The organism is Arcobacter venerupis (assembly GCF_013201665.1).
GTDB classification, from domain to species: domain Bacteria; phylum Campylobacterota; class Campylobacteria; order Campylobacterales; family Arcobacteraceae; genus Aliarcobacter; species Aliarcobacter venerupis.
This window is the reverse complement of the sequence record NZ_CP053840.1, coordinates 496,912-509,530: the sequence shown is the minus strand read 5'-3', so window position 1 is coordinate 509,530 and position 12,619 is coordinate 496,912. Positions and strand designations below refer to the sequence as shown.

The window sequence follows — 12,619 nt, the reverse complement described above, 5'->3', positions numbered from 1 at the left end:
AATATTCTTTCCCCTTTTCATACATAAGGTAAAAAAATGAAAGAACACAAAAAAATAGCAAAAGGTAATGTCGCCTTTTATAATAACCCAGAGATAAGAGCAATTATCTATCAAGTATTAGCTTTGGCAGCTATACTTTTATTTACCTATTATGTTTTACATAATATGTTTGTAAATATTGAAAAACGTGGGATTAATACAGGATTTGACTTTTTAGGTAGCGAAGCTGGATTTGGTATCATATCAACACTAATTCCCTATACAGAATCAGACACTTATTTAAGAGTATTTGTTGTAGGTATTTTAAACACTCTTTTAGTGTCAGGAATTGGTATATTCTTTTCAACAATTATTGGCTTACTTGTTGGTATTGGAAGATTATCAAAAAACTTTATGATTTCTAAACTTTCTTTAATTTATGTAGAAACTTTTAGAAATATTCCCATATTACTTCAAATCCTATTTTGGTACAATGTTGTATTAGCTGCACTTCCAGGTCCTAGACAATCTTTGTCTTATTTAGACGTTTTTTTCTTAAATAACAGAGGATTATATATTCCAAAACCAATTTTAGAAAGTGGATTTATTTCTGTATTTATTGCATTTATTATAGCAATTGCAGGAGTTGTTTATCTTCTTAAATGGGCAAAAAAGAAACATGATGAAACAGGTGAAGAGTTTCCAGTGTTTTGGACTTCTTTAGTAATTTTAATTGCAGGACCTGTTTTAGTTTATTTCATTAGTGGCTCACCGGCATCTTTAGAATATGCAGAACTTAAAGGTTTTAACTTTATTGGTGGATGGACATTAACTCCTGAACTTTTAGCTTTATCTTTTGCACTTAGTATTTATCCAGCAACTTATATAGCAGAAGCTGTACGTGCAGGAATTGAAGCTGTTCCAAAAGGACAAAAAGAAGCTGCAAACGCCTTAGGACTTAAAGATTATGTTATTTTAAAAAAAGTTGTTCTTCCCCAAGCATTAAGAGTTATTATTCCACCTGTTATAAATCAATACTTGAACTTGATGAAAAACTCATCACTTGCAACTGCAATTGGTTATCCAGAACTTGTAACACTATTTGCAGGAACTGCACTAAATCAAGTTGGTCAAGCAATTGAAATAATTTTAATGACAATGGCTGTTTATTTAACTATTAGTATTGTCATCTCTTTAGTAATGAATATTATTAATGCAAAAATGCAAATAAAGGAGAGATAAAATGGCAATTTATAACAAATTAGAAGCAAAACCAGCTCCTAAAGGAACAAAAGGAGTTGGTAAATGGATACAAGAGAATCTATTTCCATCTGTAACTAGTTCACTTTTAACTATTTTATCTCTTATGTTGCTTTGTTACATTATTCCACCTCTATTAGATTGGATGGCTTTTGATGCAACTTGGTCAGGAACAAAAGAAGAGATAACAAATCATGGTGCTAGATGGATTTTTATTTATGAAAAATTCAATCAATTTATATATGGATTTTATCCAGAAGAATTATACTGGAGACCAAATTTTATTTTAGTTCTTTTTGTAGCTTCAATAGTAGTATTCAAAAAAATTAAACATATTAAAGTAAGAGCAGCAATACTTATTTTATTTCCAATTGTTTCATTTGTTTTACTTTATGGAGGATTGGGTTTAGAAGTAGTTCCAACTACAAAATGGGGTGGATTATTACTAACTATTGTAGTTGCAGCTGTTGGTATTGTTGTATCTTTTCCAATAGGAATTATATTCGCTCTTGGAAGACAATCTAAAATGCCAATTATAAAAACAATAAGTGTTGTTTATATTGAATTTATTAGAGGTGTTCCTTTAATCACTTTACTATTTATGTCATCGGTAATTCTTCCATTATTTTTCCCTGAGGGTATGAATTTTGATAAATTACTAAGAGCATTAATTGGTGTTACTCTTTTTCAAGCTGCATATATAGCAGAAGTGGTTAGAGGTGGATTACAAGCTATTCCAAAAGGTCAATATGAGGCATGTGATTCAATTGGTCTTTCATATTGGCAAGCTATGGGATTAGTAATTCTTCCACAAGCACTAAAAATTTCAATTCCAAATATTGTTGGGTCTTTTGTTGCTTTATTTAAAGATACAACATTAGTTTTAATTATTGGATTATTTGATGTTTTAGCAATGGTTACATTAACTACTAAAGATCCTCATTGGTTAGGTTTTGAAACAGAGGGTTATGTTTTTGTAACCATCATTTATTGGATTATTTGTTTTAGTATGTCGAAATATGCACAATCAGTAGAAAACAGATTTAATACAGATCATAAATAAGAATAGGAAAAGATTATGAGTAATTTAGATTATATGATAGAGATGTCTAATGTTAATAAATGGTATGGAGATTTTCATGTACTAAAAGATATTAACTTAAGAGTAAAAAAAGGTGAAAAGATTGTAATTTGTGGACCTTCTGGTTCTGGTAAATCTACAACTATTAGATGTATGAATAGACTTGAAGCTTTCCAAGAAGGTGAATTATATGTTGCAGGTTTAGAAATGACAGAAGATGTAAAAAGAATAAGAGAGATAAGAACTCATGTTGGAATGGTATTTCAACACTTTAATCTTTTTCCACATCTTTCAATTTTAGAAAATCTTATTTTAGCTCCAACTTGGGTAGGAAAAGTTCCAAGAAAAAAAGCTATTGAAACTGCAATGTATTATCTTGAAAGAGTAAAAATTGCAGAACAAGCACATAAGTTTCCAAATCAATTATCAGGTGGTCAACAACAAAGGGTTGCAATTGCAAGATGTTTATGTATTAACCCTGATATTATGTTATTTGATGAACCAACATCTGCACTTGATCCGGAAATGATTGGAGAAGTTTTAGATGTTATGACAGAACTTGCAGATGAGGGTATTACAATGGTTTGCGTAACTCATGAAATGGGTTTTGCAAAAAAAGTTGCTGATAGAGTAATTTTTATGGATGCAGGACAAATTGTAGAAGAAAATACTCCAAAAGAGTTCTTTGAAAATCCTCAATCAGATAGATTGAAATTATTTTTGGAACAAATTTTAGAACATTAACGTCATAAGGATAGAAGATGTCTTTAATAAATATATTTACATTCGCAGGTGCAATGTTTTTATTAGCAGTTACTCCAGGTCCTGGGGTATTTGCTACAATTTCTAGAGCCTTAGCTTCAGGTTTCGCAAATGCTTCATTTGTAGTATTAGGAATAGTAATTGGTGATATTGTTTTTTTATTATTAGCTATTTTTGGTCTTAGTGCCATTGCAAATGTTTTAGGTGATTTTTTTATTTTAGTTAAATATTTAGGTGGAGTATATCTTCTATTTTTAGCTTATAAAATTTTAACTGCGAAAGAGACTGAAACAAATTTACAAGCTATTCATGAATTATCTTGGAAAAAGAATTTTATTTCAGGGCTTTTAATAACATTGAGTAATCCTAAAGTAATACTATTTTATTTAGGTTTTTTACCAACTTTTATAAATTTACAAACTTTAAGCACACTTGATATTGTTATTATCTCATTAGTAGTAACTTTCGTACTTGGTGGAGTAATGCTAACTTATGCCTATAGTGCAAGTGGTGCAAGAAATCTATTTAAAAGTAAAAGTGCAAAAAGAAAAATGAATATACTTGCAGGAACTGTAATGATGACAGCAGGTGGTGCGTTAATTATTAAAGCATAAAAACTTTAATAAATTTCAATCTTAGGATTATTTAAATGACTATTTTTAATCTTTTTAAAATAGGTATAGGACCTTCAAGTTCACATACAGTAGGTCCAATGTTAATAACAAAAAAATTTTGCGAAACAATAAAAAATCAAAATCTCTTTAATGATATTACTAGAATAAAAATAGAACTTTTTGGCTCACTAGGCTCAACTGGAGTTGGACATCAAAGTGATGTTGCAGTAATTTTAGGACTATTAGGGAATATTCCTAAAACTGTTGATATAAATAATATTAATAAAATTATAAATGAAGTAAAAAAAAACTCTACAATTAAACTACTAAATGAAAAAATAATAAACTTTTCATATAAAAATGATTTAATTTTACATAAAAATAAAACTCTTCCTTTTCATCCAAATGCTATTAAACTTACTATCTATAAAGACGTAAATGAATTATTCAATAAAACATATTATTCAATAGGTGGTGGAGAGATAATAAATGAAGATGAAATTAATAATAAATTAAAAGAGACAAATAATCTACCTTTTTCTTTCTCAAGTGCTAAAGAACTTTTACAACTATGTAAAGAAAATTCTATGAGTATTAGTGAACTAATTTTAGAAAATGAAAAAATATTTAAATCAAAAGAATCTATAAAAAACGATTTACTTGAAATTTGGCAAGTAATGAAAGAGTGTGTTCAAAATGGTTTAAAAGCAGATGGTACACTAAGAGGTGGGCTAAATGTACCAAAAAGAGCTTTTAATCTTTATACTAAATTAAAAAACAAACAAGACAATGACCCTTTAGTTTTTATGGATTGGGTAAATCTTTTTGCAATTGCAGTAAATGAAGAAAATGCAAGTACAAAAAGAGTTGTAACTGCTCCTACAAATGGAGCTGCTGGAATTATTCCAGCAGTTATGCATTATATTATTAAATTTTTACTAAAAGAAAATGAGAATGAAAATGAAGTTGCAATAAACTTTTTATTAACAGCTGGCGCTATTGGTCTTTTATATCAAAGGAATGCTTCTATTTCTGGTGCTGATGTTGGATGTCAAGGTGAAGTTGGAGTTGCTTGTTCTATGGCAGCAGCTGGTCTTGCACAATATTTAGGAGCTACAATTGAACAAACAGAATATGCAGCAGAGATTGGAATGGAACACAATTTAGGACTTACTTGTGATCCAATTGGTGGATTAGTTCAAATACCTTGTATTGAAAGAAATGCTATGGGAGCGGTAAAAGCTATAAATGCTGCAAGAATGGCACTAAATTCGGAGGGGAAACACTATGTTTCTCTGGATTCTGTAATAAAAACTATGTACGATACAGGCAAAGATATGAAAAAGAAATATAAAGAGACTTCACAAGGTGGACTTGCTGTTCACTATGTTGAATGTTAAAAAGAAAATTAAGGATTCAAAATGATAAATAATTCAATAAATAAAAAGTTCTCTCTTTTAATTGGAATCACTCTTATTATTGTAATGATTATCTTTACAATAATAATGATAAAAAGTATAAAAACAAAAGTTATAGAAGATTTAGAAATTAATTTACAAACACAAACAGAAAACTACCTTCGAACAGCACGAATATATAATGATTCATTAGAAGTAAATGCCTTAACACTTTTTAATGTATTTGAAAAGTCTTTTCTAAATTTACGAATAAGAGATGCAAGTACAATTAAAATAAATGGCGTTGAAACATTAACACTTTATGATGGATTTGTAGGATTAAATAAAACTTTTGACAAAGTTGATCGTTTTAAAGAGTTAACAGGTGCAGTTTCAGCTGCTTATGTTAAAGATAAAAATGAATATATAAGTATCTCTTCTTCAGTATTGGATGAAAAAGGTGAAAGAATATTATTAAATAAAATAGACCCTAATGAAGAGATTTTTAAAAATATTGAAAATAAAGAGAAATATATAGGGCTAGAGGTAATCGCAGGAAAAACTTATATGTCAATTTATTCTCCAATTATAAAAAATGATGAAGTTATTGGAGCTTTATATGTTGGTTATGATTTTACAAAAGGTTTAGAAACTTTAAAAAATGAATTACGAAAAGTAGTTGTTGGAGATACTGGATATATCTATATTCTTGATAAAAAAGGGAATTTGATTCTTCATAAATCTTTAGAGGGTAAAAATGTATTTGATTTAAAAGATGCTGATAACAAAAATTTTATTCAAGAAATTCTAAAAAATAAAAATGGTGTAATTCATTATAATTATGTAGAAACGAATAAAGAAACTAAAAAAGTTGCAGCCTTTACTACGTATGATAAATGGAAATGGACTATAGTTGTGGGTTCAAATGAAGATGAATTTTTAGCAATATCAGATCAAGTTGAGCTAATGTTTATTATTGCTACTATTATTTTAATAATTCTTTTACAAAGTATTATTTATATTTTAATGAATAAGATGGTCTCAAAACCATTAGAAAAGTTTCAAACTGGATTATTAGATTTTTTTGCATATATCAATCAAACAAAAGATGATGTTTCAAATATTGATATAAAAACACAAGATGAAATTGGAAAAATGGCTAAAGTAATTAATGAAAATATTGAAGCTACAAAAGTTAATTTAACAAAAGATAAAAATCTTATTTCAAATGTAAAAGAAGTTGTAAACGAAATAGGTAAAGGTTATTTAAGTAAAAGAATCCAAACTTCAAGTAATACAGCTTCTTTAAATGAGTTAAAAGAACTTATTAATAATATGCTAAATAACTTAGAAAATTTTGTTGGAAAAGATATAAATGAACTAAGTTTGGTTTTAGAGTATTATGCAAATAAAGATTTTACAAAAACTCTTAAAAAAGAGACAAATGGAAAAATCGGTCATGAAATAGCGATAATGAATAATATAATCACAGAAATGCTATTAAATAACCAAGAAGATGGATTAAAACTAAGAGATACTTCAAATGAGTTATCAAATAATGTTACTCTATTAAGTCAAAATGCAACTAATCAAGCAGCTTCACTAGAAGAAATCGCAGCTTCAATTACTGAAGTTACAGAAAATGTAAATCAAACAAGCCAAAAAGCACAAAGTATGTTTACAATATCTTCACAAACAAAAAAATCTTCAAATATAGGAAAAGAACTAGCTGCTAAAACTGTTTTATCAATGGATCAAATAAATGAAAAAGTTCAAACTATTAGCCAATCAATTACTGTAATTGACCAAATTGCTTTCCAAACAAATATTCTTTCATTAAATGCAGCCGTTGAAGCTGCAACTGCTGGTGAAGCTGGACGGGGATTTGCAGTTGTTGCAGCAGAAGTGCGAAATTTAGCCTCAAGAAGTGCGGAAGCTGCACGACAAATTAAAGAGTTAGTAGAATCAGCTAGTCGTCAAACCCTTGATGGAAAAGAGATTAGTACAAGTATGATTACTGGTTTTGAAGAGTTAGAAGAAAAAATTAATCAAACAAATATAATCATCAATGATGTTGCAACTGGTGCGAAAGAACAAACAGCAGCAATGATTAGTATTAGTGAAACAATAAATAATTTAGATAGATTTACTCAACAAAATGCCCAAGTAGCAGATGAAACAAATATAATTTCAAATGATACAAATGAGATTGCAAATAAAGTTGTAGAAAATGTAAATGAAAGTAAATTTATAGGGAAAAAATAAATTTTATAATAGGAATTTAGGTTAAAGCTAACCAAATTCCTATTCCTATCATCATAGTTCCAGCTATTTTATTTAATAATTTTACATTTGATGAATTTTGTAATAACTTTCGTAAAGTTGTACCGCCACTTGCATATATAATCAAACAAGAAAATTCCAATGAAAGTATTAATAAAATCAATACAGATAATTGTGGAGCGAAAGCTAACTTTTCATCTATAAAAGGTGGTAAAAGAGCTATAAAAAAAGCCCAACCTTTTGGATTTGCAATTGCTGTTACAAAACCTTGCATTGCAAGATTCTTTTTAGAAACATTAAAACTACAACCTTCTATATTTAAAGCCATTTTCCCCCTTGATAACCACATTGAAATACCAAGATAGATTAAATAAGCTCCACCTGCATATTTTAAAACTATAAAAATTGTTGGATGATTTAACATAATAGCAGCAACTCCAATTACAGAAGAAGTTGCAACAAGTGCAACTCCTAAAAGCTCTCCTACCATCATGTACATAGTTCTTTTTAAACCTATACTCATTCCCATACTTAATGCTAATGTCATGCACATTCCAGGTGTAATTGAAACAAAAAAGAAAGTTGGTATAAATATTGCTAAAATTGATAAATTTATATAATCAAACATGAAAGAAATCCTTCTTAAAAAAGGGAAAATTATACAGAAGTATTATTATATTTAAACTTTTAATAACTGATTTAGCACCTACACTAATTTCTATAAAAACTATATTTTTTACCTAATCTTTGATAAATTTTATTTTTTTATTTTAACAACAAGCATTTAAATTATAATTATTGTAAAATTTAAAGTATAGTTATTTACTAAAAGGTAATAAAGTGAAAGAAGAATTTGACGTAGGTAAAAAAATCAAGAAGTTAAGAACACGAAAAGGAATGCCAGCAAAGCAATTAGCTAATGAAGCTGAAATATCTTTTGGAATGTTATCTCAACTTGAAAAAGGTTCAACTCAAGGTTCAGTTGAAACATTAAGAAAAATAGCAAAAGTTTTAGATATAACTCTTGCACATTTGTTTACTGATGAAGAAGATGCTAATTATATTAAAAATATTGAAGATGAATCATTTTATGTTGTAAGAAAAGATAAAAGAAAAAAAATATCTTTTCCTGATCCATTATATAACTGTGAATTATTATTGCCTGACTTACAAGGTGAAGTTGAACTTTTACAAGTAAATTTGGAACCATTTAGAATTACTGATGCTATTATTCCTCACACAAAAGCTGGGGAAGAATGCGATTTTGTACTTGATGGAGAGATTATTGTAACTTTAGGAGAAAAAGAGTTTTTCTTAAAAAAAGGTGATTGTATTAGATTTGACCCAGAAATTCCACACAAAATAGAAAACAGAAGTGAAAATAAAGCTTCATATCTTTCTATTATTACTCCTGTATCTTTTTAAAAATTAACTTATTTATAAAATGTTATACAAACTTTTCACGAAATAATAGTAGTATTTTCTATGAAAAAATTTATATTACTTTTATTCTTAATAAAGTTAAATCTTTTTGCTTCCGATATTCAAGCAGCTTATGCAATAGGTATTTTCCACGAAAATGGATTGGGCGAAAATATTCAACACAAAAGAGTAACTGAACAAGATTATAATGGAATTTGCTTTTCTAAAATCGTTATATTTGGAAATTATAGTTTACATTCAAAGATTGATGTAAAAGTGGGAGACTCTCTTGGTTATTATGTGAGTAAAATTCCTATTTATAATAATTATAAAATTAAAATAGGCGATGAACTAACTTTTAAACACAATAACATAAGCAAAGGTTATTTTGAAGTAAAAATAGATGGAAAACTTTATGATACAAAGGTTTTAATTAAGTAGATTATTTAATTCATAGATTAATTTCTGAATTTAAATAAAATTTTATAAACGTAGCATTAAAATAGCATTCTTTAAGTTTCAAATCTGTATAATTACACAAATAAGAAGTTTTGTCTACTTATCTCTCCTTAGTTAAAAATTATTGCACTTGTAACAATTTTTTTTAAGATGAAACTTCTATTTTATTTTAACTACAAAATCAAAACTTAATAACATTAAATTCAATAAAATTTTAAAGTAAAATAGCCAAAACTATTTTACTTAACTTACATAAGTTCAAATTATCAAACCTTTATATATAAATGGAATTTTTTATTTGTATTTTTAAATTAGTAGAATTAAAAGAGAAAAGAATTTAACTTCTTTTCTCTTTTACATATATTTTTTAAGTACTTCTGGAATTCTTACGCTTCCATCTTCATTTTGATAATTTTCCATAATTGCTACAAGTGTTCTTCCAACAGCTAAAGAAGAACCATTTAAAGTATGAGTTAAGATATTTTTCTTCCCATCTTTATATCTAATTTTTGCTCGTCTTGATTGGAAATCTCTTGTATTTGAAATTGATGAAATTTCTCTATATTTATTTTGTCCAGGAAGCCAAACTTCTAAGTCAATAGTTACAGCTGCACTAAATCCTAAATCACCTGTACATAATTGCATTTTTTGGTGAGGAAGTCCAAGAGATGTTAATAAATCAGATGCACAAGATACCATTTTTGCAAACACTTCATCTGATTGTTCAGGAGTTGTGATTGCTACCATTTCAACTTTGTCAAATTGGTGTTGTCTTATTAATCCTCTTGTATCTCGCCCTGCACTTCCAGCTTCTTTTCTAAAACAAGGAGTATAAGAAGTAAGTAACATTGGAAGTTCTTCAGCTTCTAAAATTTCATCATTAAATAGATTTGTTAAAGATACCTCAGCAGTTGGAATTAAATATAAATCTTCACCTTCGATTTTAAATAAATCATCTGCAAATTTTGGAAGTTGTCCAGTTCCTTGAAGAGTATTTGAGTTTGCCATAAATGGAACATACCATTCGTTGAATCCTCTTTCTCTATTAAAATCAAGCATATAGTTGATTAAAGCACGTTCAAGTCTTGCTCCATCACCTCGTAAAGCTGCAAATCTTGATTTTGCAATTTTTACACCTCTTTCAAAATCAATCCAACCATTATTTAAATCCCAATGTTCTTTTGGTTCAAATGAAAAAACGGGTTTTTGCCCAACAACTTCTAAAATTACATTTTCATTTTCATCAGCACCTGAAGGAACATTTTCATCTGGCATATTTGGAACACCTAGAATAATTGAAGTTAATTCTTCTTCTAGAACTCTAACTTCTTCTTCTAGTTCTTGTTTTTTATTTTTTAGATTATTTATATTTTCTTGAAGAGAAGAGATATCTAAATTTTCTTTTTTATATCTACCAAACTCTTTTGAAAGCACATTTTGTTCAGCTGTAACATCTTCCATCTCTTGTCTTTTTTGTTTTGTAGTAGATGCTAAGTTTTTTAGGTTATTTAAAAGTTCGTTATCAACACCTTTTCTTTGTAAGGCATTTACAACATAATCGAAATCTTTTTGTAGTAGTTTTATATCTATCATCTTTGCTCTTTGTTTTATTTTTTGTGCATTGTAGCTAAAAAAACTCTACAAAGAGATTAGATGATAGGTTAAATTTATCCGTTCATTTCCATTTTAATTATTACATTTCCATCAATATATTCACTTCTAAATCTATGTTTATGACAAAAATCTTCATTCATAATAATACACATTTCATTTGCTTTTTCTAATGCTTCTTCAATTGTTTCAAAATGTGTTTCTTGTTCAAAGTCTGAATTTCTAAAACATCCACATGCTTTTTCAACTATAACTGTTGCCATTATTTTAATCCTTTATAATATTTTTTTGCAATTTTATCATAAAGATATTAGAACAATCTTTTAGCTTTTTACCATTCAAATTGAAATGTTGTGTGAACTATTTTATACTTATCTTTTAAATTATGATTTACTTGATTTAAAATCTCTTCATAATCTTCTAAATGTTTTTTATCAATTTTTACATGAGCTGTCATATTATACATATCTTGAGTTATTTCCCAAATATGAATATCATGTAATTCTAAAACTTTTTCATTTTTTTCTATGTACTCTTTTACTTCAGTTATATCCAAAGGTGAACTTTCAAGTAATGTATTTGTTGAATTTTTAAGTACATCAACTGCCCATTTCCCAATAACAATAGCAACAAGCAAAGCTAAAACAACATCTATAAAATACCATTGTGTAAAATAGATAATTATATATCCAATTATAATTGCAACCGATGAAAGTGCATCACTTAACATATGCACAAAGGCTGATTTTAAATTGATATTGTTTTTATCCCCTTGCATCAAAATTATTCCAGTAATGATATTTACTACTAGTCCAATAATAGCCACAATCATTGCAGTTTTTATATCAATTATTTGAGGATTTAAAAACCTCTCTATTGACTCATAAACAATCCAAACTATAGATAAAACAATAGTAATTCCATTTATAAATGCTGCCAATACTTCTGCTCTATAAAAACCAAAAGTTTTAGAAAGGGGAGCTTTTTTACTTGCTATTATAATTGCAAGAAGAGAAATAATCAAAGCAAAAGAGTGTGTAAACATATGAATAGCATCTGAAATTAAAGCCAAAGAGTTTGATAAAAAACCATAAAAAAACTCTAAGAACATAGTAATTAAAGTAATACTCAAAGCCCATTTTAAAACTTTTTTATCTGTTCCTCTATGATCATGGGAATGTCCATGATTATGATCATGTTCATGGTCATGTCCACAACTATATTCATTCTTTTCATGTTCATTAGGTTTATGAAATGAAAACTTATGTTCTTTATACGAAGATATATCATTTTGTTTAAAATGAAGTTTATTGGTTTCGTGATTATGATGATTTTTTTCTTTATTTCCAAAAAAAGGTTGATGATCGTTTAAACCAAATTTACAATTTCCCATTTTTTATCCTTTATTTTCCATAAACTTTTATTATTTCTAATAAATTATCAATTTGAGCTTCTGCTTCAGAAGTTGAAGCATTCCTTATACTCTCTATCATATGACCTTTAGCATAATGTTCGATAAAAGAACTAATCATTCCACTAACAGCACCTTTAATTGCTGTTAATTGTCTAATTGTTTCATATGGATCTTCTTCTAATTTAAAATTTTCATCATTAAATTTATTCTTTAATGAATGTACTTGACCATGTATTCTACTAATTCTATTTTGTAGCTTTTTTCGTTCTACATCACAACAATATGCCATATTTATTTCCTTAATATACTATATAGGGGTATACTATTACTTATAAAC

Annotated in this window: 13 protein-coding genes; 8 read left to right on the top strand and 5 right to left on the bottom strand. The window is 27.7% G+C overall.

Going from position 1 to position 12,619, the window contains the following annotated elements; genetic code table 11:
* Positions 1 to 36 precede the first annotated feature (36 nt).
* The 6 genes from AVENP_RS02500 to AVENP_RS02475 are packed head-to-tail and all read left to right on the top strand — an operon-like array spanning position 37 to position 7,358.
* Positions 37 to 1,221 carry an amino acid ABC transporter permease gene (locus tag AVENP_RS02500; protein WP_128357771.1) on the top strand — a complete coding sequence of 395 codons (1,185 nt, stop codon included), beginning with the start codon at positions 37 to 39 and terminating at the stop codon, positions 1,219 to 1,221.
* Between the two features lies 1 nt (position 1,222).
* On the top strand, positions 1,223 to 2,302 hold the full coding sequence (locus tag AVENP_RS02495) for an amino acid ABC transporter permease (protein ID WP_128357772.1): 1,080 nt from the start codon (positions 1,223 to 1,225) through the stop codon (positions 2,300 to 2,302).
* 15 nt (positions 2,303 to 2,317) lie between these two features.
* Positions 2,318 to 3,064 (top strand): amino acid ABC transporter ATP-binding protein, encoded by a 747-nt coding sequence (locus tag AVENP_RS02490; protein WP_128357773.1) that lies wholly within the window; start codon positions 2,318 to 2,320, stop codon positions 3,062 to 3,064.
* Positions 3,065 to 3,081: 17 nt separating this feature from the next.
* Positions 3,082 to 3,696, top strand: a complete 615-nt coding sequence (locus AVENP_RS02485) for a LysE family translocator (RefSeq protein ID WP_128357774.1) — start codon at positions 3,082 to 3,084, stop codon at positions 3,694 to 3,696.
* 35 nt (positions 3,697 to 3,731) lie between these two features.
* Positions 3,732 to 5,096 carry an L-serine ammonia-lyase gene (locus tag AVENP_RS02480; protein ID WP_128357775.1) on the top strand — a complete coding sequence of 455 codons (1,365 nt, stop codon included), beginning with the start codon at positions 3,732 to 3,734 and terminating at the stop codon, positions 5,094 to 5,096.
* Positions 5,097 to 5,117: 21 nt separating this feature from the next.
* Complete coding sequence (locus AVENP_RS02475; protein WP_128357776.1) at positions 5,118 to 7,358, top strand: methyl-accepting chemotaxis protein; 2,241 nt, start codon at positions 5,118 to 5,120, stop codon at positions 7,356 to 7,358.
* Positions 7,359 to 7,374: 16 nt separating this feature from the next.
* On the opposite strand, the gene AVENP_RS02470 is transcribed toward AVENP_RS02475, so the two are convergent.
* Positions 7,375 to 8,004: a LysE family translocator gene (locus tag AVENP_RS02470; protein WP_128357777.1), complete on the bottom strand. Its 630-nt coding sequence runs from the start codon at positions 8,002 to 8,004 to the stop codon at positions 7,375 to 7,377.
* Between the two features lie 212 nt (positions 8,005 to 8,216).
* Between AVENP_RS02470 and AVENP_RS02465 the strand changes: the two genes are divergently transcribed.
* Both AVENP_RS02465 and AVENP_RS02460 read left to right on the top strand, forming a co-directional pair.
* Positions 8,217 to 8,801 carry a helix-turn-helix domain-containing protein gene (locus AVENP_RS02465; protein WP_128357778.1) on the top strand — a complete coding sequence of 195 codons (585 nt, stop codon included), beginning with the start codon at positions 8,217 to 8,219 and terminating at the stop codon, positions 8,799 to 8,801.
* Between the two features lie 60 nt (positions 8,802 to 8,861).
* Positions 8,862 to 9,239 carry a hypothetical protein gene (locus AVENP_RS02460; protein ID WP_128357779.1) on the top strand — a complete coding sequence of 126 codons (378 nt, stop codon included), beginning with the start codon at positions 8,862 to 8,864 and terminating at the stop codon, positions 9,237 to 9,239.
* A 372-nt stretch (positions 9,240 to 9,611) separates the two neighbouring features.
* Here AVENP_RS02460 and serS read toward each other — a convergent pair whose 3' ends face one another.
* From serS to AVENP_RS02440, 4 genes are all read right to left on the bottom strand, one after another.
* Complete coding sequence (gene serS, locus AVENP_RS02455) at positions 9,612 to 10,850, bottom strand: serine--tRNA ligase (RefSeq protein ID WP_128357780.1); 1,239 nt, start codon at positions 10,848 to 10,850, stop codon at positions 9,612 to 9,614.
* Between the two features lie 74 nt (positions 10,851 to 10,924).
* On the bottom strand, positions 10,925 to 11,131 hold the full coding sequence (locus AVENP_RS02450) for a hypothetical protein (RefSeq protein ID WP_128357781.1): 207 nt from the start codon (positions 11,129 to 11,131) through the stop codon (positions 10,925 to 10,927).
* A gap of 68 nt (positions 11,132 to 11,199) precedes the next feature.
* Positions 11,200 to 12,261 carry a cation diffusion facilitator family transporter gene (locus AVENP_RS02445; protein ID WP_128357782.1) on the bottom strand — a complete coding sequence of 354 codons (1,062 nt, stop codon included), beginning with the start codon at positions 12,259 to 12,261 and terminating at the stop codon, positions 11,200 to 11,202.
* Positions 12,262 to 12,271: 10 nt separating this feature from the next.
* Entirely contained in the window at positions 12,272 to 12,571 is a 300-nt protein-coding gene (locus tag AVENP_RS02440) for a metal/formaldehyde-sensitive transcriptional repressor (protein WP_118885490.1), read from the bottom strand.
* Positions 12,572 to 12,619 lie beyond the last annotated feature (48 nt).

Excerpts from the sequence above, each read along its gene's own strand:
- AVENP_RS02500 (WP_128357771.1), top strand. The coding sequence starts at position 37 with ATGAAAGAACACAAAAAAATAGCAAAAGGTAATGTCGCCTTTTATAAT.
- AVENP_RS02495 (WP_128357772.1), top strand. The coding sequence starts at position 1,223 with ATGGCAATTTATAACAAATTAGAAGCAAAACCAGCTCCTAAAGGAACA.
- AVENP_RS02490 (WP_128357773.1), top strand. The coding sequence starts at position 2,318 with ATGAGTAATTTAGATTATATGATAGAGATGTCTAATGTTAATAAATGG.
- AVENP_RS02485 (WP_128357774.1), top strand. The coding sequence starts at position 3,082 with ATGTCTTTAATAAATATATTTACATTCGCAGGTGCAATGTTTTTATTA.
- AVENP_RS02480 (WP_128357775.1), top strand. The coding sequence starts at position 3,732 with ATGACTATTTTTAATCTTTTTAAAATAGGTATAGGACCTTCAAGTTCA.
- AVENP_RS02475 (WP_128357776.1), top strand. The coding sequence starts at position 5,118 with ATGATAAATAATTCAATAAATAAAAAGTTCTCTCTTTTAATTGGAATC.
- AVENP_RS02470 (WP_128357777.1), bottom strand. The coding sequence starts at position 8,004 with ATGTTTGATTATATAAATTTATCAATTTTAGCAATATTTATACCAACT.
- AVENP_RS02460 (WP_128357779.1), top strand. The coding sequence starts at position 8,862 with ATGAAAAAATTTATATTACTTTTATTCTTAATAAAGTTAAATCTTTTT.
- serS (WP_128357780.1), bottom strand. The coding sequence starts at position 10,850 with ATGATAGATATAAAACTACTACAAAAAGATTTCGATTATGTTGTAAAT.
- AVENP_RS02450 (WP_128357781.1), bottom strand. The coding sequence starts at position 11,131 with ATGGCAACAGTTATAGTTGAAAAAGCATGTGGATGTTTTAGAAATTCA.
- AVENP_RS02445 (WP_128357782.1), bottom strand. The coding sequence starts at position 12,261 with ATGGGAAATTGTAAATTTGGTTTAAACGATCATCAACCTTTTTTTGGA.
- AVENP_RS02440 (WP_118885490.1), bottom strand. The coding sequence starts at position 12,571 with ATGGCATATTGTTGTGATGTAGAACGAAAAAAGCTACAAAATAGAATT.